The sequence below is a fragment of the Streptomyces sp. NPDC057287 genome (assembly GCF_042667905.1).
Taxonomy (GTDB): Bacteria; Actinomycetota; Actinomycetes; order Streptomycetales; family Streptomycetaceae; genus Streptomyces.
Map to the genome: position 1 here is coordinate 343,682 of NZ_JBHUYV010000006.1, position 21,105 is coordinate 364,786.

General features: G+C 67.6%; 24 protein-coding genes. 22 read left to right on the top strand and 2 right to left on the bottom strand.

Going from position 1 to position 21,105, the window contains the following annotated elements:
* Positions 1 to 76 precede the first annotated feature (76 nt).
* From ACFUNE_RS14545 to tuf, 5 genes are all read left to right on the top strand, one after another.
* Entirely contained in the window at positions 77 to 3,976 is a 3,900-nt protein-coding gene (locus tag ACFUNE_RS14545) for a DNA-directed RNA polymerase subunit beta' (RefSeq protein ID WP_383566452.1), read from the top strand.
* Positions 3,977 to 4,475: 499 nt separating this feature from the next.
* On the top strand, positions 4,476 to 4,847 hold the full coding sequence (gene rpsL / locus ACFUNE_RS14550; RefSeq protein WP_003948652.1) for a 30S ribosomal protein S12: 372 nt from the start codon (positions 4,476 to 4,478) through the stop codon (positions 4,845 to 4,847).
* A 2-nt stretch (positions 4,848 to 4,849) separates the two neighbouring features.
* Complete coding sequence (gene rpsG / locus ACFUNE_RS14555) at positions 4,850 to 5,320, top strand: 30S ribosomal protein S7 (RefSeq protein ID WP_014154599.1); 471 nt, start codon at positions 4,850 to 4,852, stop codon at positions 5,318 to 5,320.
* A gap of 38 nt (positions 5,321 to 5,358) precedes the next feature.
* A complete protein-coding gene (gene fusA / locus ACFUNE_RS14560) occupies positions 5,359 to 7,488 on the top strand; it encodes an elongation factor G (protein WP_383566456.1) in 2,130 nt (709 codons plus the stop codon).
* 158 nt (positions 7,489 to 7,646) lie between these two features.
* Positions 7,647 to 8,840, top strand: a complete 1,194-nt coding sequence (gene tuf, locus ACFUNE_RS14565; protein ID WP_383566459.1) for an elongation factor Tu — start codon at positions 7,647 to 7,649, stop codon at positions 8,838 to 8,840.
* 135 nt (positions 8,841 to 8,975) lie between these two features.
* On the opposite strand, the gene ACFUNE_RS14570 is transcribed toward tuf, so the two are convergent.
* The gene (locus tag ACFUNE_RS14570; protein ID WP_383566758.1) at positions 8,976 to 10,958 is read right to left on the bottom strand and encodes a PIG-L family deacetylase; all 1,983 of its coding nucleotides are present in this window, start codon (positions 10,956 to 10,958) and stop codon (positions 8,976 to 8,978) included.
* Between the two features lie 396 nt (positions 10,959 to 11,354).
* Between ACFUNE_RS14570 and ACFUNE_RS14575 the strand changes: the two genes are divergently transcribed.
* On the top strand, positions 11,355 to 12,539 hold the full coding sequence (locus ACFUNE_RS14575; RefSeq protein ID WP_383566462.1) for a hypothetical protein: 1,185 nt from the start codon (positions 11,355 to 11,357) through the stop codon (positions 12,537 to 12,539).
* 86 nt (positions 12,540 to 12,625) lie between these two features.
* Here ACFUNE_RS14575 and ACFUNE_RS14580 read toward each other — a convergent pair whose 3' ends face one another.
* Positions 12,626 to 13,087, bottom strand: a complete 462-nt coding sequence (locus ACFUNE_RS14580; RefSeq protein ID WP_383566465.1) for a GNAT family N-acetyltransferase — start codon at positions 13,085 to 13,087, stop codon at positions 12,626 to 12,628.
* 550 nt (positions 13,088 to 13,637) lie between these two features.
* Here ACFUNE_RS14580 and rpsJ point away from each other — a divergent pair.
* From rpsJ to rpsH, 16 genes are all read left to right on the top strand, one after another.
* Positions 13,638 to 13,946, top strand: coding sequence for a 30S ribosomal protein S10 (gene rpsJ, locus ACFUNE_RS14585; protein WP_003948644.1), 309 nt, complete (start codon positions 13,638 to 13,640; stop codon positions 13,944 to 13,946).
* A 14-nt stretch (positions 13,947 to 13,960) separates the two neighbouring features.
* The gene (gene rplC, locus ACFUNE_RS14590) at positions 13,961 to 14,605 is read left to right on the top strand and encodes a 50S ribosomal protein L3 (protein WP_014154591.1); all 645 of its coding nucleotides are present in this window, start codon (positions 13,961 to 13,963) and stop codon (positions 14,603 to 14,605) included.
* Positions 14,606 to 14,609: 4 nt separating this feature from the next.
* Positions 14,610 to 15,260, top strand: a complete 651-nt coding sequence (rplD, locus tag ACFUNE_RS14595) for a 50S ribosomal protein L4 (RefSeq protein WP_205018350.1) — start codon at positions 14,610 to 14,612, stop codon at positions 15,258 to 15,260.
* On the top strand, positions 15,260 to 15,598 hold the full coding sequence (gene rplW, locus ACFUNE_RS14600) for a 50S ribosomal protein L23 (RefSeq protein ID WP_031096361.1): 339 nt from the start codon (positions 15,260 to 15,262) through the stop codon (positions 15,596 to 15,598). The genes rplD and rplW overlap by 1 nt, the downstream gene beginning before the upstream one ends.
* 39 nt (positions 15,599 to 15,637) lie before the next feature.
* Positions 15,638 to 16,474: a 50S ribosomal protein L2 gene (gene rplB, locus ACFUNE_RS14605; protein WP_147959073.1), complete on the top strand. Its 837-nt coding sequence runs from the start codon at positions 15,638 to 15,640 to the stop codon at positions 16,472 to 16,474.
* A 12-nt stretch (positions 16,475 to 16,486) separates the two neighbouring features.
* Positions 16,487 to 16,768, top strand: coding sequence for a 30S ribosomal protein S19 (gene rpsS, locus ACFUNE_RS14610; RefSeq protein ID WP_015610726.1), 282 nt, complete (start codon positions 16,487 to 16,489; stop codon positions 16,766 to 16,768).
* Between the two features lie 42 nt (positions 16,769 to 16,810).
* The gene (gene rplV, locus ACFUNE_RS14615; RefSeq protein WP_073733141.1) at positions 16,811 to 17,158 is read left to right on the top strand and encodes a 50S ribosomal protein L22; all 348 of its coding nucleotides are present in this window, start codon (positions 16,811 to 16,813) and stop codon (positions 17,156 to 17,158) included.
* Positions 17,158 to 17,997, top strand: a complete 840-nt coding sequence (rpsC, locus tag ACFUNE_RS14620) for a 30S ribosomal protein S3 (RefSeq protein ID WP_358973519.1) — start codon at positions 17,158 to 17,160, stop codon at positions 17,995 to 17,997. The genes rplV and rpsC overlap by 1 nt, the downstream gene beginning before the upstream one ends.
* 5 nt (positions 17,998 to 18,002) lie before the next feature.
* On the top strand, positions 18,003 to 18,422 hold the full coding sequence (gene rplP / locus ACFUNE_RS14625) for a 50S ribosomal protein L16 (protein WP_014154587.1): 420 nt from the start codon (positions 18,003 to 18,005) through the stop codon (positions 18,420 to 18,422).
* Positions 18,422 to 18,646: a 50S ribosomal protein L29 gene (gene rpmC, locus ACFUNE_RS14630; protein ID WP_073718386.1), complete on the top strand. Its 225-nt coding sequence runs from the start codon at positions 18,422 to 18,424 to the stop codon at positions 18,644 to 18,646. Before rplP ends, rpmC begins: the two co-directional genes overlap by 1 nt.
* On the top strand, positions 18,646 to 18,930 hold the full coding sequence (gene rpsQ / locus ACFUNE_RS14635; protein WP_031096375.1) for a 30S ribosomal protein S17: 285 nt from the start codon (positions 18,646 to 18,648) through the stop codon (positions 18,928 to 18,930). Before rpmC ends, rpsQ begins: the two co-directional genes overlap by 1 nt.
* 100 nt (positions 18,931 to 19,030) lie before the next feature.
* Positions 19,031 to 19,399, top strand: a complete 369-nt coding sequence (gene rplN, locus ACFUNE_RS14640; protein ID WP_003966950.1) for a 50S ribosomal protein L14 — start codon at positions 19,031 to 19,033, stop codon at positions 19,397 to 19,399.
* A 2-nt stretch (positions 19,400 to 19,401) separates the two neighbouring features.
* Positions 19,402 to 19,725 (top strand): 50S ribosomal protein L24, encoded by a 324-nt coding sequence (rplX, locus tag ACFUNE_RS14645; protein WP_383566476.1) that lies wholly within the window; start codon positions 19,402 to 19,404, stop codon positions 19,723 to 19,725.
* A complete protein-coding gene (gene rplE, locus ACFUNE_RS14650; protein ID WP_014047789.1) occupies positions 19,725 to 20,282 on the top strand; it encodes a 50S ribosomal protein L5 in 558 nt (185 codons plus the stop codon). Before rplX ends, rplE begins: the two co-directional genes overlap by 1 nt.
* 2 nt (positions 20,283 to 20,284) lie before the next feature.
* Positions 20,285 to 20,470: a type Z 30S ribosomal protein S14 gene (locus tag ACFUNE_RS14655; RefSeq protein ID WP_003948630.1), complete on the top strand. Its 186-nt coding sequence runs from the start codon at positions 20,285 to 20,287 to the stop codon at positions 20,468 to 20,470.
* Between the two features lie 223 nt (positions 20,471 to 20,693).
* Entirely contained in the window at positions 20,694 to 21,092 is a 399-nt protein-coding gene (gene rpsH / locus ACFUNE_RS14660) for a 30S ribosomal protein S8 (protein ID WP_073792868.1), read from the top strand.
* Positions 21,093 to 21,105 lie beyond the last annotated feature (13 nt).

Consider the following 21,105-nt stretch of genomic DNA (forward strand, 5'->3'; position numbering starts at 1 on the left):
AGACCATTGCTGAAGTGCCCCGATTTCTCGCGTGACGCGAGGGGGCTCGAACCCCCGAAAGAGGGATTGACGACAAGTGCTCGACGTCAACTTCTTCGACGAGCTGCGGATCGGCCTTGCCACCGCGGACGACATCCGGACCTGGTCCCACGGCGAAGTGAAGAAGCCGGAGACCATCAACTACCGCACGCTCAAGCCCGAGAAGGACGGACTCTTCTGCGAGAAGATCTTCGGTCCGACCCGGGACTGGGAGTGCTACTGCGGCAAGTACAAGCGTGTCCGCTTCAAGGGCATCATCTGTGAGCGCTGTGGCGTGGAGGTCACGCGCGCCAAGGTGCGCCGTGAGCGCATGGGCCACATCGAGCTTGCCGCTCCCGTCACCCACATCTGGTACTTCAAGGGCGTCCCGTCGCGCCTCGGCTACCTGCTGGACCTCGCGCCGAAGGACCTCGAGAAGGTCATCTACTTCGCCGCGTACATGATCACGTTCGTCGACGAGGAGCGCCGCACGCGTGACCTCCCGTCGCTGGAGGCGCACGTCTCCGTCGAGCGCCAGCAGGTCGAGAACCGTCGCGACTCGGACCTCGAGAACCGCGCCAAGAAGCTCGAGACCGACCTGGCCGAGCTCGAGGCCGAGGGTGCCAAGGCCGACGTGCGCCGCAAGGTGCGCGAAGGTGCCGAGCGTGAGATGAAGCAGCTGCGCGACCGTGCGCAGCGCGAGATCGACCGTCTCGACGAGGTGTGGAGCCGCTTCAAGAACCTCAAGGTCCAGGACCTCGAGGGCGACGAGCTGCTCTACCGCGAGCTGCGTGACCGCTTCGGCACGTACTTCGACGGCTGCATGGGCGCCGCCGCGCTGCAGAAGCGCCTGGAGTCCTTCGACCTCGACGAGGAGGCCGAGCGCCTCCGCGAGATCATCCGCACCGGCAAGGGCCAGAAGAAGACCCGTGCGCTCAAGCGCCTCAAGGTCGTCTCCGCGTTCCTGCAGACCAGCAACAAGCCCAAGGGCATGGTGCTCGACTGCGTGCCGGTCATCCCGCCGGACCTGCGTCCGATGGTGCAGCTGGACGGTGGCCGCTTCGCGACCTCCGACCTGAACGACCTGTACCGCCGTGTGATCAACCGCAACAACCGCCTCAAGCGTCTCCTTGACCTCGGTGCCCCCGAGATCATCGTGAACAACGAGAAGCGGATGCTGCAGGAGGCCGTCGACGCGCTGTTCGACAACGGCCGCCGCGGTCGCCCGGTCACCGGTCCCGGTAACCGCCCCCTGAAGTCCCTCAGCGACATGCTGAAGGGCAAGCAGGGCCGTTTCCGTCAGAACCTCCTCGGCAAGCGCGTGGACTACTCCGCGCGTTCCGTGATCGTCGTCGGTCCGCAGCTCAAGCTGCACCAGTGCGGTCTGCCGAAGGCGATGGCGCTGGAGCTCTTCAAGCCGTTCGTGATGAAGCGCCTGGTGGACCTGAACCACGCGCAGAACATCAAGTCGGCCAAGCGCATGGTCGAGCGTGGCCGCACCGTCGTGTACGACGTCCTCGAAGAGGTCATCGCCGAGCACCCGGTGCTGCTGAACCGTGCGCCCACCCTGCACCGCCTCGGCATCCAGGCCTTCGAGCCGCAGCTGGTCGAGGGCAAGGCCATCCAGATCCACCCGCTCGTCTGCACCGCGTTCAACGCGGACTTCGACGGTGACCAGATGGCCGTGCACCTGCCGCTCTCCGCGGAGGCGCAGGCCGAGGCCCGCATCCTGATGCTGTCCTCGAACAACATCCTGAAGCCGGCCGACGGTCGTCCCGTCACCATGCCGACCCAGGACATGGTGCTGGGTCTCTTCTTCCTCACCACGGACGAAGAGGGCCGCAACGCCAAGGGCACGGACCGCGCGTTCGGCTCCACGGCCGAGGCCACCATGGCCTTCGACGCCCGCGAGCTGTCGCTGCAGGCGAAGGTCGACATCCGCTTCCCGGTGGGCACCATCCCGCCGCGTGGCTGGGTGCCGCCGGCCATCGAGGAGGGCGAGCCCGAGTACCAGCCGGGCGACACCTTCCGGCTGCGTACGAGCCTGGGCCGCGCGCTCTTCAACGAGCTGCTGCCCGAGGACTACCCGTTCGTCGACTACTCGGTGGGCAAGAAGCAGCTCTCCGAGATCGTCAACGACCTGGCCGAGCGCTACCCCAAGGTCATCGTGGCGGCGACGCTCGACAACCTGAAGGCGGCGGGCTTCCACTGGGCGACGCGTTCCGGCGTCACCGTGGCCGTCTCCGACATCGTCGTGCCCGAGGCCAAGAAGGCCATCGTCAGGGGCTACGAGGAGCAGGACGAGAAGGTCCAGAAGCAGTACGAGCGCGGTCTCATCACCAAGGACGAGCGCACGCAGGAGCTCATCGCGATCTGGACCAAGGCGACCAACGAGGTTGCCGAGGCGATGAACGCGAACTTCCCGAAGACGAACCCCATCTTCATGATGGTCGACTCGGGTGCCCGAGGAAACATGATGCAGATGCGTCAGATCGCGGGTATGCGTGGTCTGGTGTCGAACGCCAAGAACGAGACGATTCCCCGTCCCATCAAGGCGTCCTTCCGTGAGGGCCTCACCGTTCTGGAGTACTTCATCTCCACGCACGGTGCCCGTAAGGGTCTGGCGGACACCGCCCTGCGTACCGCCGACTCGGGTTACCTGACCCGTCGTCTGGTGGACGTCTCGCAGGACGTCATCATCCGCGAGGAGGACTGCGGCACCGACCGCGGCCTCAAGCTGAAGATCGCCGTCAAGGGCGCCGACGGCGTGCTGCGCAAGACGGACGACGTCGAGACCTCGGTCTACGCCCGCATGCTCGCCGAGGACGTCGTCATCGACGGCAAGGTCATCGCGCCTGCCAACGTCGACCTCGGTGACGTCCTGATCGACGCCCTCGTGGGCGCCGGCGTCGAGGAGGTCAAGACCCGTTCGGTCCTGACCTGTGAGTCCGCGGTCGGCACCTGTGCCTTCTGCTACGGACGCTCGCTCGCCACCGGCAAGCTGGTCGACATCGGTGAGGCGGTCGGCATCATCGCCGCCCAGTCCATCGGCGAGCCCGGTACCCAGCTGACGATGCGTACCTTCCACACCGGTGGTGTGGCGGGTGACGACATCACGCAGGGTCTGCCGCGTGTCGTCGAGCTCTTCGAGGCGCGTACCCCCAAGGGTGTCGCCCCGATCTCGGAGGCCAAGGGCCGGGTCCGCATCGAGGAGACCGAGAAGACCAAGAAGCTCGTGGTCACCCCGGACGACGGGAGCGAGGAGACGCCGTTCCCGATCTCCAAGCGCGCCCGTCTCCTGGTCGGCGAGGGCGACGCGGTCGAGGTGGGCCAGAAGCTCACCGTCGGTGCCACCAACCCGCACGACGTGCTGCGGATCCTCGGTCAGCGCGCGGTCCAGGTCCACCTGGTCGGCGAAGTCCAGAAGGTCTACAACTCGCAGGGCGTGTCGATCCACGACAAGCACATCGAGATCATCATCCGGCAGATGCTGCGCCGTGTGACGATCATCGAGTCCGGCGACGCGGAGCTGCTGCCGGGCGAGCTCGTCGAGCGCTCGAAGTTCGAGACCGAGAACCGTCGTGTGGTCACCGAGGGCGGTCACCCCGCCTCCGGCCGTCCGCAGCTGATGGGTATCACCAAGGCCTCGCTCGCCACCGAGTCGTGGCTGTCGGCGGCGTCCTTCCAGGAGACGACCAGGGTCCTGACCGACGCGGCGATCAACGCCAAGTCGGACTCCCTGATCGGCCTCAAGGAGAACGTCATCATCGGTAAGCTCATCCCGGCCGGTACGGGCCTCTCCCGCTACCGCAACATCCGGGTCGAGCCGACCGAGGAGGCCAAGGCCGCGATGTACTCGGCCGTCGGCTACGACGACATCGACTACTCGCCGTTCGGCACGGGCTCCGGCCAGGCCGTTCCGCTGGAGGACTACGACTACGGTCCGTACAACCAGTAAGCGAGTCGCTTGATACGACCGCAGGGCGGTCACCCCGTTTCGCACGGGGTGGCCGCCCTGCGGCGTTTCCTCCCGGCGGCCGTGAAGTCGGTCACCCGGGGTGACCGGTGCCAGGCCGGCGCCGAGGGGACGGCTCGGCGCGCTTCGGCGCCCGGGGGAGTCGTTTATGCTGGTCGGAGGCGCTGCGCCGGCCGTCGGGCCGCCTCGTCAGGGCGCTCCGGTGCCTGTCCGCGGCGGATCCCCGGCTGCGGGGGCCGGGGGTGGACGGCATTTGTTTTGACCCAGCTCCGTGAGGTAGGTACGCTCAAGCCTTGTGCCTGGGGTGTGCCTGGGCTCGGGTGCGTGTCCTCAACCGCACGGCGAGTCCGTAAGTGGCCACCGCAATCTGCGTCTCCTCTGCTTCACCGCGGAGGCGTGCAGTATTCGACACACCCGACCGCGTGGGTCGGCGAGTGTTCCAGGTTAGTTTCACGAACGGCACACAGAAACCGGAGAAGTAGTGCCTACGATCCAGCAGCTGGTCCGGAAGGGCCGGCAGGACAAGGTCGAGAAGAACAAGACGCCCGCGCTCGAGGGTTCGCCCCAGCGTCGCGGCGTCTGCACGCGTGTGTTCACGACCACCCCGAAGAAGCCGAACTCGGCGCTCCGTAAGGTCGCGCGTGTGCGTCTGACCTCCGGTATCGAGGTCACGGCCTACATCCCGGGTGAGGGACACAACCTGCAGGAGCACTCGATCGTGCTCGTGCGTGGTGGCCGTGTGAAGGACCTGCCGGGTGTTCGTTACAAGATCATCCGCGGCTCGCTCGACACCCAGGGTGTCAAGAACCGCAAGCAGGCCCGCAGCCGCTACGGCGCCAAGAAGGAGAAGTAAGAATGCCTCGTAAGGGCCCCGCCCCGAAGCGCCCGGTCATCATCGACCCGGTCTACAGCTCTCCTCTTGTCACGTCGCTGATCAACAAGATCCTGCTCGACGGCAAGCGTTCCACCGCCGAGCGGATCGTGTACGGCGCCATGGAAGGCCTCCGCGAGAAGACCGGCGCTGACCCGGTCATCACGCTGAAGCGCGCGCTTGAGAACGTCAAGCCCTCGCTCGAGGTCAAGTCCCGCCGTGTCGGTGGCGCCACCTACCAGGTGCCGATCGAGGTCAAGCCCGGCCGTGCCGCCACCCTCTCGCTGCGCTGGATCGTGGGTTACTCCCGCGCCCGTCGTGAGAAGACCATGACCGAGCGCCTCATGAACGAGCTGCTCGACGCCTCCAACGGTCTTGGCGCTGCTGTCAAGAAGCGCGAGGACACCCACAAGATGGCCGAGTCCAACAAGGCCTTCGCGCACTACCGCTGGTAGTCGCTCACCCCATCGAGACCGAGAGAAGATTGAGCCTTATGGCCACCACTTCGCTTGACCTGGCCAAGGTCCGCAACATCGGGATCATGGCCCACATCGACGCGGGCAAGACGACCACCACTGAGCGGATCCTCTTCTACACCGGCGTTTCGTACAAGATCGGTGAAGTCCACGACGGCGCAGCCACGATGGACTGGATGGAGCAGGAGCAGGAGCGCGGCATCACGATCACGTCCGCCGCGACGACCTGTCACTGGCCGCTCAATGATGTTGACCACACCATCAACATCATCGACACCCCGGGTCACGTCGACTTCACCGTCGAGGTGGAGCGTTCGCTCCGCGTCCTCGACGGTGCCGTCACCGTGTTCGACGGTGTGGCCGGCGTCGAGCCGCAGTCCGAGACCGTCTGGCGTCAGGCGGACCGCTACGGCGTCCCGCGTATCTGCTTCGTCAACAAGCTCGACCGCACCGGCGCCGAGTTCCACCGTTGCGTCGACATGATCGTCGACCGCCTCGGTGCGGTTCCGCTCGTCATGCAGCTCCCGATCGGTGCCGAAGCCGACTTCAAGGGCGTCGTCGACCTCGTGTCGATGAAGGCCTTCGTGTGGTCGGACGAGGCCGCCAAGGGCGAGATGTACGACACCGTCGAGATCCCGGACACCCACAAGGAGGCCGCCGAGGAATGGCGCGGCAAGCTCCTTGAGGCCGTCTCGGAGAACGACGACCAGATGATGGAGCTGTACCTCGAGGGCGTCGAGCCCACCGAGGACCAGCTGCACGAGGCGATCCGCAGGATCACCCTCGCGTCGAAGGGCACGGCCGACTCCGTCACCGTGACCCCCGTCTTCTGTGGCACCGCGTTCAAGAACAAGGGCGTCCAGCCCCTGCTCGACGCTGTCGTCCGCTACCTGCCTTCCCCCCTGGACGTCGAGGCCATCGAAGGCCACGACGTCAAGGACCCGGAGCTGGTCATCAAGCGCCGGCCTTCGGACGACGAGCCGTTCTCCGGCCTCGCGTTCAAGATCGCGAGTGACCCGCACCTGGGCAAGCTCACCTTCGTCCGGATCTATTCCGGTCGCCTCGAGGCCGGCACCGCGGTGCTGAACTCGGTCAAGGGCAAGAAGGAGCGCATCGGCAAGATCTACCGCATGCACGCGAACAAGCGTGAGGAGATCGCGTCGGTGGGCGCCGGTGACATCGTCGCCGTCATGGGTCTGAAGCAGACCACCACGGGTGAGACGCTGTCCGACGACAAGAACCCGGTGATCCTGGAGTCCATGGACTTCCCGGCGCCGGTCATTCAGGTCGCCATCGAGCCCAAGTCCAAGGGTGACCAGGAGAAGCTGGGTGTCGCCATCCAGCGCCTCTCGGAGGAGGACCCCTCCTTCCAGGTGCACTCCGACGAGGAGACCGGCCAGACCATCATCGGTGGTATGGGCGAGCTTCACCTCGAGGTGCTCGTCGACCGCATGAAGCGCGAGTTCCGCGTCGAGGCGAACGTCGGCAAGCCCCAGGTCGCTTACCGCGAGACGATCCGCAAGACCGTCGAGCGCATCGACTACACGCACAAGAAGCAGACTGGTGGTACCGGCCAGTTCGCGAAGGTGCAGATCGCCCTCGAGCCCATCGAGGGTGGCGACGCCTCCTACGAGTTCGTCAACAAGGTCACCGGTGGCCGCATCCCCCGTGAGTACATTCCCTCGGTGGACGCGGGTGCTCAGGAAGCCATGCAGTTCGGCATCCTGGCCGGTTACGAGATGGTCGGCGTCCGCGTCACCCTTCTCGACGGTGGTTACCACGAGGTCGACTCCTCGGAGCTCGCCTTCAAGATCGCCGGTTCGCAGGCGTTCAAGGAGGGTGCCCGCAAGGCGTCCCCCGTGCTCCTCGAGCCGATGATGGCCGTCGAGGTCACCACGCCCGAGGACTACATGGGCGATGTCATCGGCGACCTCAACTCCCGCCGTGGCCAGATTCAGGCCATGGAGGAGCGCAGCGGCGCTCGCGTCGTGAAGGGCCTCGTGCCCCTCTCGGAGATGTTCGGCTACGTCGGAGACCTCCGCAGCAAGACCTCGGGTCGCGCAAGCTACTCGATGCAGTTCGACTCCTACGCCGAGGTTCCGCGGAACGTCGCCGAGGAGATCATCGCGAAGGCCAAGGGCGAGTAACTCTTCCGAGCTCACGCTTTAGGCTTGTCACCGGAGCCCGGTCGGGCATTCGTCGCAGCGCGCAAGCAGCGCGGCGAATGCCCCCGGCACCGGCATTCCAGCAAAGATCACCTGGCGCCGATGAAGCAAGGCGTACAGAACCACTCAGGAGGACCCCAGTGGCGAAGGCAAAGTTCGAGCGGACTAAGCCGCACGTCAACATCGGCACCATCGGTCACATCGACCACGGTAAGACGACCCTCACGGCCGCCATTACCAAGGTGCTGCACGACGCGTACCCGGACCTGAACGAGGCCTCGGCCTTCGACCAGATCGACAAGGCTCCTGAGGAGCGTCAGCGCGGTATCACGATCTCGATCGCGCACGTCGAGTACCAGACGGAGTCGCGTCACTACGCGCACGTCGACTGCCCGGGTCACGCCGACTACATCAAGAACATGATCACGGGTGCGGCGCAGATGGACGGCGCCATCCTCGTGGTCGCGGCCACCGACGGCCCGATGCCGCAGACCAAGGAGCACGTGCTCCTGGCCCGCCAGGTAGGCGTGCCGTACATCGTCGTCGCGCTGAACAAGGCCGACATGGTGGACGACGAGGAGATCCTGGAGCTCGTCGAGCTCGAGGTTCGTGAGCTCCTCTCCGAGTACGAGTTCCCGGGCGACGACCTTCCGGTCGTCAAGGTCTCGGCGCTCAAGGCCCTCGAGGGCGACGCCGAGTGGGGCAAGACCGTTCTCGACCTGATGAAGGCCGTCGACGAGTCGATCCCGCAGCCCGAGCGTGACGTCGAGAAGCCGTTCCTCATGCCGATCGAGGACGTCTTCACGATCACCGGTCGCGGTACGGTCGTCACCGGCCGCATCGAGCGTGGTGTCCTCAAGGTCAACGAGACCGTTGACATCGTGGGCATCAAGCAGGAGAAGACCACCACCACGGTCACCGGCATCGAGATGTTCCGGAAGCTGCTCGACGAGGGCCAGGCCGGTGAGAACGTCGGTCTGCTGCTTCGTGGCATCAAGCGCGAGGACGTCGAGCGCGGCCAGGTCATCATCAAGCCGGGTTCGGTCACGCCGCACACCGAGTTCGAGGCGCAGTCCTACATCCTGTCGAAGGACGAGGGTGGCCGTCACACCCCCTTCTTCAACAACTACCGCCCGCAGTTCTACTTCCGTACCACGGACGTGACGGGCGTTGTGACCCTTCCCGAGGGCACCGAGATGGTCATGCCGGGTGACAACACCCTCATGAACGTCACGCTGATCCAGCCGGTCGCCATGGAAGAGGGCCTGAAGTTCGCCATCCGTGAGGGTGGCCGGACCGTGGGCGCCGGCCAGGTCACCAAGATCGTCAAGTAGTCACTTGACCGTCTGACCTGGTTGCTCCGCACAGAGCACCGAGAGGGGCCCCGGCCCACCGCGCGAGCGGTGGGCCGGGGCCCCTCTTCCGTGTCCGGAATCCCACGCTCCGGTGTACGCGGGCGTCGCGCGGCGTCACGGGCGCCAGGTCCAGGGAAGCGCGTCCGGTCCCAGGCCCACCACCACGGGGCGGCCGTCCTCGCCGATGCGGAGCGCGGGGCCGTCCAGCGCGGCCGGCCCCTGTGACCGCACGGAGAGCCGGGCGCCCGTACGGAGCTGGATCAGGCCCTCGGTGGTGCGGCCGAGCAGCGCGGGACCGGCGGCGGTCAGCTCTCCGTACCCGTCGAAGCCCGGCAGGTCCACGGCCACTCCGCCGCGCACCGCCGTCGTCACCGCACGTGCCTCAGCCCGGTAGACCAGGTCCACGGAACCGTCCGCCGCGGGCAGTGCGGCGGGGGTGTCGCCGGGCACGGGTCCCGCGTCGATCTGCGTACGGGCGGTGAGTGCCGTACCCGGCGCGTCCTGGGTCCAGTGGTGCACCGCGTGATGGCCGACGGCGTGGACGTGGACGCGTCCCGCACCGTCCACCACGGTGCTCAGCCCGTCCCGGACCTCTCCGCCGCCCATGTCGTGCCAGTCGCCCCAGGAGCCGTCCGGCTCCCGCACCCTGGTGCCGAGCCCCTTCTCCGCGGTGCGTACGAAGAGGTGGACGCGGCCGTCCGGAGCCGCGACGGCGACGGGAGCACCGATGCGGCGCCCCTCGTCGCGGCCGGGCGAGGGGGTGCCGAGGCCCCGCCAGGCGAGGAACCCGCCGCCGGGTGAGCTCTGCTCCAGCACCACGATCTCGCGCTCGTTGTCCCCGCCGTGTCCGCCGAGCGCGGCGAAGCGCAGGGCGAAGAGGAGGACGCGGCCGTCGCCCGTCGCGGCGGACCCCAGGACCGGCGCGAGCGGCCCGCCGCCGAGGTCGGCCGGCGGGCCCCACACTCCGCTGCCGGCCGCCGTCTCGTGCCACCGGACCACGCGGAGCCCCACCACCGCGTACGCCGTGAGCCGTTCTCCGGCCTCGGCGGTGAGGACGGTGCGAGCACCCGGGTAGCGGTACAGGGTGGACCGGACCCAGCCCTTCCGGTTCTTCAGTGGCCGGTCACCGCCCACGTTGTAGTCACCGCACCCCGCCGGGTTCCCGCACTCCCAGTCGGGCGAACCGCCGTACGGGACGAGGTGCGCGGCCTTCCCGGCCAGGACGGCGGGTGGCAGATTCTTGGGCCAGTGGCGGTTGTAGTACCCGCGGAACGAGGTGACCACGAAGCCGGGGACCTGCCCGCCGTTCTCGGTGCTCCTGGCGACCCAGCGGATCATCGAAGCCCACGCGAAGCAGGCGGCCGCGGTGTGGTCGGCGTGGTCGGAGTAGCCGCGCTGCTCGCTGTCCGCGCGTCGTACGGCCTCGGTGCTGTACTGGATGTCCGGATCCGGGTCCAGGGTGTGCACGAGGGTGGGGCGGTGGCGCTCCAGCAGGCCGGCGACGACGTCGACCAGAGCGTCGTAGGTGTACGAGCCCGCCCGCCGCACCGGCGAACCCGCGGCGACGACGGTACGCAGCACGAGGCGGCGGTCCTGCCAGAGACTGGGCAGCCCGAGCCGGTGCCGGCCGGTGTGCATGGCCGTGTCGATGAAGATCAGCTCGACCCGGCGGCCGCCGGCGGCCAGCGTGTTCACCTCGGCCCTGTGGCCTCCGCCGAGCTCGGCGACGGAGATGTCCCACGGGGTGAAGGGGGCCAGCCCGAGGAGCGCGGCGTAGGCCTGCCGGAGCCCCTGGTGGCGGGCGGAGGAGTACGCGGCCTTGTCCGGCGCCGGACGGGCCCGGCCGGGGACCTTGTTGACGCCGTCCGCCTCGCCCGCCGTCAGGTAGACGCAGACCAGCGGGGTACCGGCGTCGAGGGCGCGGCGGGTGTCCGGGTTCATGAAGTACAGGTCGTCGTCGGGGTGGGCGAGTATCTGCATGAGCAGAGCCCGCCGCCCGGTGCTGATCGGCCGGCCGGGTGCGGGATCCGGCGCCGGATCGGTGCGCCGGGGCGCCGGGACCGAGCAGGCGGTGAGGGCCGCGCCCGCGGCGGCCATGGTCACGACGGTGCGTCGTGGCACACCGTTTCCGGGCAGGGCAGATCGATCCGTCACGCCACGCACTCCGTCCGCGTCCCCCCGCAGCGGGTGGGCGGGTGCCCGGAGCTGCGTGCTGTCGGTCAGCGCAGGTCAGGGCCGTGCGCCTGGTCCTGCGGGGGGATAGACGGGGATCGGGGCGGCCGGGTTGCCCGCGAGGGTGGAGCCGCCCGCGGACTCCGCTTCCGGACGGACCGCGTCCGGGAGGCGGGCGCGCCGCCGCGGGCCGGCTTCCGGGGGCGGCGGGCGCACGCGACCGTCACATGATCGTCACGGTCCGCCCCGAACTCTTGTCCGTACGTGGGTCGGCGGCGTGAAGTGGTGCGCCGGAACCGCGTGGGGGAGTGGAACAGAACAGTGAGCACCAGTGCATCGCAGGGGGAGCCGTCCGAGCGTCCGGACGGCCGGGTCCCCGTCACCGACGAGCAGTGGGCGGAACTCGTCCGGCAGGCCGGGAGTGGTGGCGCCGACGCGCCGAAGGAACCCTCCGCCCGCGCCCGCATGGTCACCGCGCGCCTGCGCGCGCTGGACGAGGAGGCCGCACGCGCAGGCGGCCGGCGGAAGGGCAGGAAGGGCGGCAGCCCGGCAGGAGCGTGGCAGCCGGACGGCTGGCGCACCGGTCCGGACACCCAGCAGCGGCACCCCCGCTCGGCGAGGAGGCGGCGGGTCGCGGGGACCCTGGGATTCCTCGTGGTCCTGGGAATCCTGGTGGTCGCCATGCGGCCGAGCCTGCTGACCGACCGCCTGCCCGGCGGGGACGTCGCCGTGGACACCCTGCCCCTGCCCGCGGAGACCGCGCCTCCGACCGGCGCGCCCGCCGGTGGGGACATGGAACGGCCGACCCTGGCGGAGCCCTTCCGCGGCTCGCCCGCCGTCCGCTGGGCGGACGGGGCGGAGGGTATCGAGATCCCGGAGGCACAGGCCGCCGGAGGGCTGGGCAAGACCGAGGTCGAGCAGGCGCTGCGGGCCACCCGGCAGCTGCTCGTCGCTGCCAATCTCGATCCGGCCACCCTGCGGGGGGAGAGGCCCGCCGAGGCACTGAACCTGCTCGACCCGCTGCAGAAGGGGGAGCGGGAACGCCTGGAGCGGTCACTGGCGGAGCCCGGCGAGAAGCAGGACCCGCTGATGCTGTTCACCCGCTTCGACCCGGACGGTGCCCGCCTGGTGGGAGACGTCGTGAAGACCCGCGGGCGGATGACCTTCGAGGCGGGCGCCGCCGGCTCCGTCGAGGTACACGCCGACTACACCTTCGTCTATGCGCTGGTGGAGCCGGACGGCGACGAGGTGGCGCGCACGATCGTGCGGCGGAAGCTGACGACGGCGCTGCACGACCCGGAGCGGTTCGTGGCGACGCGCGGCAAGCTCTCAGTCGTCAGTTCCGAACAGAACGTCGGCAACACCGCCTGCGAGGTGAACGACGGCTTCCTGCACCCGGCCTTCCCGAGCGACGGCGCGGGCCCTCCTCGCGGGGACGACGTGGACCCGTACGACCGCAGCGAGTGGCAGCCCGACGGGGCCTGCGGGACGGTCACGCGTACCTGAGGTGGCCCGGGCGCCGACGGGGGCCGCTCCCTGCCGGACCGGCCCCGTCCCACGCCCGGTCCGGTCCGGGTGGGCCGGAGGTGCTCCTACCCGGCGGCCCGCACCATGTGCACGTCCACCGGGTCCTGGCGCTCCATGGTGAAGCCGTGGCGCTCGTAGAGCCTGCGGGCCTTGCTGCCCTGGAGCACCTGGAGGCGGACCGTCGCGCCCTCGGCGTCCGTACGGGCCAGGAGGGCGGCCAGCACCGCGGAGCCGATACCCCGGCCCTGCAGTTCGGGGGCGAGGTAGAAGCTCTCCAGCCACCAGCCGTCGCTCTCGTGGGGGCGCAGGACGACACAGCCCGAGAACGCGCCGTCGATCGTCACGATCTCGGTCCGCCCGGGGTCGTAGCCGTCCCGCAGACGCTGCCGTACCCGGTGCTCGTCGTACCGGCCCAGACGTTCGAGGTCGGGTCGCATGACGACGGCCCGCAGTTCGGCGATGACCTCGACGTCCTCGGACGTCGCCGGGCGCAGGCTCCAGGCCTGGACGGGGGTGCGCGTAGACATGGCCGGATTCAATCAGGCGGTGCGTGGTCCCGTTCCCGGTGGTCCATGGACGTCCGTCCGGCCTGTGCGGGGGACCGCCTCCACCACTCCGGTCCGCCGGCCCCGGGCAGGGCAGGGCGGGCGCCCGTGAGGCGGGGATCGCGAGCCGTGCGCCGCTGCGTGTGTTTGAGCCGTCCCTCACAGGGGGTAAGATCCCCGGCCCGATTGGCCAGGCCCCCGAGCCGTGTGGCACACTAGCCAGGTTGCTCGGTTGAGTGTCAATGCTGCGCGCCTCCCGCCGGGAGGACCGGAAGCGAGTCCCACAGTACTCGTCGGCCCTGTAGGGCCGGACGTACGGGAATCTTTCGGGAAGCGTATGTGTGGCACCGGCCAGGCGCCCGGTGGGGTTTCACCCCCGGCAGCGCGGCTCAGGCCCGCACCCCCTTGGTTGGGATCTCCTTCGGGAGATTTTCGTAGAGGGGATGCGACACGCCCGACCGCGTGGGTCGGAGGTGGGGATATCAGAACCCCGGGTTCCAGAGCGTTATGAGAGACAGGACTACTAGTAGCCATGGCGGGACAGAAGATCCGCATCCGGCTCAAGGCCTACGACCACGAGGTCATCGACTCCTCGGCGAAGAAGATCGTCGAGACGGTGACCCGCACTGGTGCGTCGGTCGCGGGCCCGGTGCCGCTGCCCACTGAGAAGAACGTGTACTGCGTCATCAAGTCGCCGCACAAGTACAAGGACTCTCGCGAGCACTTCGAGATGCGCACGCACAAGCGCCTCATCGACATTCTCGACCCCACCCCGAAGACGGTTGACTCGCTGATGCGTCTCGACCTGCCGGCTGGCGTCGACATCGAGATCAAGCTCTGAAGGGACGGGCCGAGATGAGCAAGAACATCAAGGGCGTCCTGGGCGAGAAGCTCGGCATGACCCAGGTCTGGGACGAGAACAACCGGGTTGTCCCGGTGACCGTCGTCAAGGCCGGTCCGTGCGTCGTGACGCAGGTCCGTACGAACGACAGCGACGGCTACGAGTCGGTCCAGATCGCCTTCGGCGAGATCGACCCGCGCAAGGTGAACAAGCCCCTCAAGGGCCACTTCGCCAAGGCCGACGTGACCCCGCGCCGCCACCTGGTGGAGCTCCGCACCCCTGACGCCAGCGAGTACACGCTGGGCCAGGAGGTCACTGCCGAGGTGTTCGAGTCCGGCGTCAAGGTTGACGTCACGGGCAAGAGCAAGGGCAAGGGCTTCGCCGGTGTCATGAAGCGTCACAACTTCAAGGGCCTCGGCGCCGGCCACGGCGTCCAGCGCAAGCACCGTTCCCCCGGTTCGATCGGTGGCTGCGCCACCCCTGGGCGTGTCTTCAAGGGCATGCGCATGGCCGGTCGTATGGGTAACGAGCGCGTCACCACCCAGAACCTGACCATCCACGCGGTTGACGCGGAGAAGGGTCTGCTCCTCATCAAGGGCGCGGTCCCCGGTCCGAACGGCGGCCTCGTCCTGGTCCGTACCGCGGCCAAGGGGGCTTGAGGTAATGAGCACCATTGACATCCTTTCGCCGGCAGGCGACAAGGCCGGTACCGTCGAGCTCCCCGCGGAGATCTTCGACGCGAAGACCAGCGTTCCGCTGATCCACCAGGTCGTTGTCGCACAGCTGGCAGCTGCCCGTCAGGGCACGCACAAGACCAAGCGTCGTGGCGAAGTCCGTGGTGGTGGCCGCAAGCCTTACCGCCAGAAGGGCACCGGCCGCGCGCGCCAGGGTTCGACCCGCGCGCCGCAGTTCGTCGGCGGTGGCGTCGTCCACGGCCCGCAGCCGCGCGACTACTCGCAGCGCACCCCGAAGAAGATGAAGGCCGCCGCCCTCCGCGGTGCCCTCTCCGACCGGGCGCGTCACTCCCGCATCCACGTCGTCACCGGCGTGGTCGAGGGTGGGATCTCCACCAAGGCCGCCAAGACGCTGTTCGGCAAGATCTCGGAGCGCAGCAACCTGCTCCTGGTCGTCGACCGCGCCGACGAGGCCGCGTGGCTGTCCGCACGCAACCTGCCCCAGGTGCACATCCTGGAGCCGGGCCAGCTGAACACGTACGACGTGATCGTCTCTGACGACGTGGTCTTCACCCAGGCCGCTTTCGAGTCCTTCGTGTCTGGCCCCCAGACCGCTGAGACCGAAGGGAGCGCCGCCTGATGAGTGAGGCGACCGTTACCAGCTCGACCATCACGAGCAAGACCTACTCGGACCCGCGCGACGTTCTCGTCAAGCCGGTCGTGTCCGAGAAGAGCTACGCGCTGCTCGACGAGAACAAGTACACGTTCATCGTCGCGCCCGGCTCCAACAAGACCCAGATCAAGCAGGCCGTGGAAGCGGTCTTCTCGGTCAAGGTCACCGGGGTCAACACGATCAACCGGCAGGGTAAGCGCAAGCGCACCAAGACCGGTTTCGGCAAGCGCGCCGACACGAAGCGCGCCATCGTGACCCTCGCCGAGGGCGACCGTATCGACATCTTCGGCGGCCCGACCTCCTGACGGAGGTCGAGTCGTCCGGAATCGGACGAGGACTGAGAAATGGGTATCCGCAAGTACAAGCCGACGACCCCGGGCCGTCGTGGCTCCAGCGTCGCCGACTTTGTCGAGATCACGCGGTCCACGCCGGAGAAGTCGCTGGTCCGCCCCCTGCACAGCAAGGGCGGCCGTAACAACGCCGGTCGTGTGACCGTTCGCCACCAGGGTGGTGGCCACAAGCGCGCCTACCGCGTGATCGACTTCCGTCGTCACGACAAGGACGGCGTGCCGGCCAAGGTCGCGCACATCGAGTACGACCCGAACCGCACCGCGCGCATCGCGCTGCTGCACTACGCGGACGGCGAGAAGCGTTACATCGTCGCCCCCCGTGGCCTGTCGCAGGGTGACCGCGTCGAGAACGGTCCGGGCGCCGACATCAAGCCGGGCAACAACCTGGCGCTGCGCAACATCCCGGTCGGTACGACCATCCACGCCATCGAGATTCGTCCCGGTGGCGGCGCGAAGTTCGCCCGCTCCGCTGGTGCGTCCGTGCAGCTGCTGGCGAAGGAGGGCACGATGGCCCACCTTCGTATGCCTTCCGGTGAGATCCGGCTGGTCGACGCACGCTGCCGCGCCACCATCGGCGAGGTCGGCAACGCCGAGCAGTCGAACATCAACTGGGGCAAGGCCGGCCGCATGCGCTGGAAGGGCGTCCGCCCGACCGTCCGCGGTGTCGCGATGAACCCGGTTGACCACCCGCACGGTGGTGGTGAAGGCAAGACCTCCGGTGGACGTCACCCGGTCTCGCCGTGGGGTCAGAAGGAGGGTCGTACTCGCTCGCCGAAGAAGGCATCGAGCAAGTACATCGTCCGCCGCCGCAAGACGAACAAGAAGCGCTAGGAGCGGGTTTAGATGCCGCGCAGTCTCAAGAAGGGGCCCTTCGTCGACGGCCACCTCGTCAAGAAGGTGGACGTACAGAACGAAGCCGGCACCAAGAACGTCATCAAGACCTGGTCCCGTCGCTCGATGATCATCCCGGCCATGCTGGGTCACACCATCGCGGTGCACAACGGCAAGATCCACGTCCCGGTGTTCGTCACCGAGTCGATGGTCGGCCACAAGCTCGGCGAGTTCTCGCCGACTCGCACCTTCCGCGGCCACGTCAAGGACGACCGGAAGTCGAAGCGCCGCTAGCGCGGGGTGGAAACGACTATGACTCACACCGAAGGGACAACCATGGAAGCCAGGGCCCAGGCGCGGTACATCCGCGTCACGCCCATGAAGGCCCGCCGCGTGGTGGACCTCATCCGTGGCATGGATGCCACGGAGGCTCAGGCGGTCCTGCGTTTCGCCCCGCAGGCCGCGAGCGTGCCGGTTGGCAAGGTGCTTGACAGCGCCATCGCCAACGCTGCACACAACTACGACCACCCTGACGCTTCTTCGCTGGTCATCAGCGAGGCGTTCGTGGACGAGGGCCCGACCCTGAAGCGGTTCCGTCCGCGTGCTCAGGGCCGTGCCTACCGGATCCGTAAGCGGACCAGCCACATCACCGTGGTCGTCAGCAGCAAGGAAGGAACCCGGTAATGGGCCAGAAGGTAAACCCGCACGGGTTCCGGCTCGGCATTACCACGGACTTCAAGTCCCGTTGGTACGCCGACAAGCTGTACAAGGACTACGTCAAGGAAGACGTTGCCATTCGTCGCATGATGACGAAGGGCATGGAGCGGGCCGGCATCTCGAAGGTCGAGATCGAGCGCACCCGCGACCGCGTCCGCGTTGACATCCACACCGCCCGCCCGGGCATCGTCATCGGCCGCCGTGGCGCCGAGGCCGACCGCATCCGTGGCGAGCTGGAGAAGCTGACCGGCAAGCAGGTCCAGCTGAACATCCTCGAGGTCAAGAACCCCGAGGTGGACGCTCAGCTGGTGGCCCAGGCCGTCGCCGAGCAGCTCTCCTCCCGTGTCTCCTTCCGTCGTGCCATGCGTAAGAGCATGCAGAGCACGATGAAGGCGGGCGCCAAGGGCATCAAGATCCAGTGCGGTGGCCGCCTCGGCGGCGCCGAGATGTCCCGCTCGGAGTTCTACCGCGAGGGCCGCGTGCCCCTGCACACGCTCCGTGCGAACGTCGACTACGGCTTCTTCGAGGCCAAGACGACCTTCGGCCGCATCGGCGTGAAGGTCTGGATCTACAAGGGCGACGTCAAGAACATCGCCGAGGTCCGCGCCGAGAACGCAGCGGCTCGTGCCGGCAACCGTCCGGCCCGTGGCGGCGCTGACCGCCCGGCCGGCCGTGGTGGCCGTGGTGGCGAGCGTGGCGGTCGCGGCGGCCGCAAGCCGCAGCAGTCCGCGCCGGCAGCCGAGGCCCCCAAGGCCGACGCTCCCGCCGCCGCTGCTCCGGCTGAGAGCACCGGAACGGAGGCCTGACCGAAATGCTGATCCCCCGTAGGGTCAAGCACCGCAAGCAGCACCACCCGAAGCGCAGCGGTATGTCCAAGGGTGGCACGCAGGTTGCGTTCGGCGAGTACGGCATCCAGGCGCTGTCCCCGGCGTACGTGACGAACCGCCAGATCGAGGCAGCTCGTATCGCGATGACCCGCCACATCAAGCGTGGCGGCAAGGTCTGGATCAACATCTACCCGGACCGTCCCCTGACGAAGAAGCCTGCCGAGACCCGCATGGGTTCCGGTAAGGGTTCTCCCGAGTGGTGGATCGCGAACGTCAAGCCCGGACGGGTGATGTTCGAGCTGTCCTACCCGAACGAGAAGATTGCTCGTGAGGCGCTCACCCGCGCTGCTCACAAGCTTCCGATGAAGTGCCGGATCGTTCGGCGCGAGGCAGGTGAGTCGTGATGTCGGCCGGTACCAAGGCGTCCGAGCTGCGCGAGCTGGGCGGCGAGGAGCTTCTCGACAAGCTCCGCGAGGCCAAGGAAGAGCTGTTCAACCTCCGCTTCCAGGCGGCGACCGGACAGCTCGAGAACCACGGTCGGCTCAAGTCCGTCCGTAAGGACATCGCCCGGATCTACACCCTGATGCGCGAGCGCGAGCTGGGCATCGAGACGGTGGAGAGCGTCTGATGAGCGAGAAGACTGTGACTGAGACGAACACCGACCGCGGTTTCCGCAAGACCCGTGAGGGTCTCGTCGTCAGCGACAAGATGGACAAGACCGTCGTCGTCGCTGTCGAGGACCGCGTGAAGCACGCTCTGTACGGCAAGGTCATCCGCCGTACGAACAAGCTCAAGGCCCACGACGAGCAGAACGCTGCAGGCGTCGGCGACCGCGTCATCATCATGGAGACGCGTCCGCTGTCCGCCACGAAGCGCTGGCGCATCGTCGAGATCCTCGAGAAGGCCAAGTAATCCCTGAGGGGGTCTCCCCTCAGGACAGTTCCGCCAGGCTCGGCAGGGGCTTCCGCAACGAAGCCCCTGCCGGGAACCGGCAGACGATCAGGAGATAGACGTGATCCAGCAGGAGTCGCGACTGCGCGTCGCCGACAACACGGGTGCGAAGGAAATTCTCACCATCCGTGTTCTCGGTGGCTCGGGTCGCCGCTACGCGGGCATCGGTGACGTCATCGTCGCCACCGTCAAGGACGCGATCCCCGGTGGCAACGTGAAGAAGGGTGACGTCGTCAAGGCCGTCATCGTTCGCACCGTCAAGGAGCGTCGTCGTCAGGATGGCTCGTACATCCGCTTCGACGAGAACGCAGCTGTCATTCTCAAGAACGACGGCGACCCCCGCGGCACCCGTATCTTCGGCCCGGTGGGCCGAGAGCTGCGCGAGAAGAAGTTCATGAAGATCATCTCGCTCGCGCCGGAGGTGCTGTAAGCATGAAGATCAAGAAGGGCGACCTGGTTCAGGTCATCACCGGTAAGGACAAGGGCAAGCAGGGCAAGGTCATCGTTGCCTTCCCCGCTCAGGACCGCGTCCTCGTCGAGGGTGTCAACCGGGTCAAGAAGCACACCAAGGCCGGTCAGACGGCTCGCGGTTCGCAGACGGGTGGCATTGTCACCACCGAGGCCCCGATTCACGTCAGCAACGTACAGCTGGTCGTGGAGAAGGACGGCAACAAGGTCGTCACCCGCGTCGGCTACCGCTTTGACGACGAGGGCAAGAAGATCCGCGTTGCCAAGCGGAACGGTGAGGACATCTGATGACGACCACCACTGCGCCGCGTCTCAAGACGCGCTACCGCGAGGAAATCGCCGGCAAGCTGCGTGAGGAGTTCTCGTACGAGAACGTCATGCAGGTCCCCGGTCTGGTCAAGATCGTGGTCAACATGGGTGTGGGCGACGCCGCCCGCGACTCCAAGCTGATCGACGGTGCCGTCAGGGACCTCACCACGATCACCGGCCAGAAGCCCGCCGTCACGAAGGCCCGCAAGTCGATCGCGCAGTTCAAGCTGCGCGAGGGGCAGCCGATCGGCTGCCACGTCACCCTCCGTGGTGACCGCATGTGGGAGTTCCTGGACCGTACGCTGTCGCTCGCGCTTCCGCGTATCCGTGACTTCCGCGGTCTGTCGCCGAAGCAGTTCGACGGCCGTGGCAACTACACCTTCGGTCTCACGGAGCAGGTCATGTTCCACGAGATCGACCAGGACAAGATCGACCGGGTCCGGGGCATGGACATCACCGTGGTCACCACGGCGACCAACGACGACGAGGGTCGTGCCCTGCTTCGTCACCTCGGCTTCCCGTTCAAGGAGAACTGACCGTGGCGAAGAAGGCTCTGATCGCTAAGGCCGCCCGCAAGCCGAAGTTCGGCGTCCGGGGTTACACCCGGTGCCAGCGCTGCGGCCGGCCCCACTCCGTCTACCGCAAGTTCGGCCTGTGCCGCGTGTGCCTTCGTGAGATGGCTCACCGTGGCGAGCTGCCGGGCGTGACCAAGAGCTCCTGGTAATTCTCCTTCGCCCCTAGGGGCTTGGGAGGACCAGAAAGCTCTCGGTAAGTATCTGGTCGGCAGGAGCCCCGCTCTTCATGCCGTAGGCTTGAAGGGTTGGGCGCCTGCCGCCCTGACCGACTTACTACGCCGTAGGTCCCCGCACCGCACCCGTCCCGCCACTGAGTGGGGAGAGGGATGGCGCATACAGGAAACCCCGGCGAGAGAGGCCGAAGGCCAACTCATGACCATGACTGATCCCATCGCAGACATGCTCACGCGTCTGCGTAACGCGAACTCGGCGTATCACGACGATGTCGCAATGCCGCACAGCAAGATCAAGTCGCACATCGCGGAGATCCTCCAGCAGGAGGGCTTCATCACCGGCTGGAAGGTCGAGGACGCCGAGGTCGGCAAGAGCCTCGTCCTCGAGCTGAAGTTCGGGCCGAACCGCGAGCGTTCGATTGCCGGCATCAAGCGCATTTCGAAGCCGGGTCTGCGTGTATACGCAAAGTCCACCAACCTGCCGAAGGTCCTCGGCGGCCTGGGCGTGGCGATCATCTCCACGTCCCACGGTCTCCTGACCGGCCAGCAGGCAGGCAAGAAGGGCGTAGGTGGGGAAGTCCTCGCCTACGTCTGGTAGTCGGGAAAGGAAG

Bases quoted from the DNA above. Each gene is read 5' to 3' on its own strand.
- rpmC (WP_073718386.1), top strand. From the start codon at position 18,422: ATGTCGGCCGGTACCAAGGCGTCCGAGCTGCGCGAGCTGGGCGGCGAG.
- rplX (WP_383566476.1), top strand. From the start codon at position 19,402: ATGAAGATCAAGAAGGGCGACCTGGTTCAGGTCATCACCGGTAAGGAC.
- ACFUNE_RS14570 (WP_383566758.1), bottom strand. From the start codon at position 10,958: ATGGCCGCCGCGGGCGCGGCCCTCACCGCCTGCTCGGTCCCGGCGCCC.
- rplP (WP_014154587.1), top strand. From the start codon at position 18,003: ATGCTGATCCCCCGTAGGGTCAAGCACCGCAAGCAGCACCACCCGAAG.
- rplD (WP_205018350.1), top strand. From the start codon at position 14,610: ATGAGCACCATTGACATCCTTTCGCCGGCAGGCGACAAGGCCGGTACC.
- rplW (WP_031096361.1), top strand. From the start codon at position 15,260: ATGAGTGAGGCGACCGTTACCAGCTCGACCATCACGAGCAAGACCTAC.
- ACFUNE_RS14580 (WP_383566465.1), bottom strand. From the start codon at position 13,087: ATGTCTACGCGCACCCCCGTCCAGGCCTGGAGCCTGCGCCCGGCGACG.
- rpsQ (WP_031096375.1), top strand. From the start codon at position 18,646: ATGAGCGAGAAGACTGTGACTGAGACGAACACCGACCGCGGTTTCCGC.
- rplB (WP_147959073.1), top strand. From the start codon at position 15,638: ATGGGTATCCGCAAGTACAAGCCGACGACCCCGGGCCGTCGTGGCTCC.
- rpsJ (WP_003948644.1), top strand. From the start codon at position 13,638: ATGGCGGGACAGAAGATCCGCATCCGGCTCAAGGCCTACGACCACGAG.
- rpsC (WP_358973519.1), top strand. From the start codon at position 17,158: ATGGGCCAGAAGGTAAACCCGCACGGGTTCCGGCTCGGCATTACCACG.
- rplC (WP_014154591.1), top strand. From the start codon at position 13,961: ATGAGCAAGAACATCAAGGGCGTCCTGGGCGAGAAGCTCGGCATGACC.
- rplV (WP_073733141.1), top strand. From the start codon at position 16,811: ATGGAAGCCAGGGCCCAGGCGCGGTACATCCGCGTCACGCCCATGAAG.
- fusA (WP_383566456.1), top strand. From the start codon at position 5,359: ATGGCCACCACTTCGCTTGACCTGGCCAAGGTCCGCAACATCGGGATC.
- rpsG (WP_014154599.1), top strand. From the start codon at position 4,850: ATGCCTCGTAAGGGCCCCGCCCCGAAGCGCCCGGTCATCATCGACCCG.
- rpsH (WP_073792868.1), top strand. From the start codon at position 20,694: ATGACCATGACTGATCCCATCGCAGACATGCTCACGCGTCTGCGTAAC.
- rpsS (WP_015610726.1), top strand. From the start codon at position 16,487: ATGCCGCGCAGTCTCAAGAAGGGGCCCTTCGTCGACGGCCACCTCGTC.
- rplE (WP_014047789.1), top strand. From the start codon at position 19,725: ATGACGACCACCACTGCGCCGCGTCTCAAGACGCGCTACCGCGAGGAA.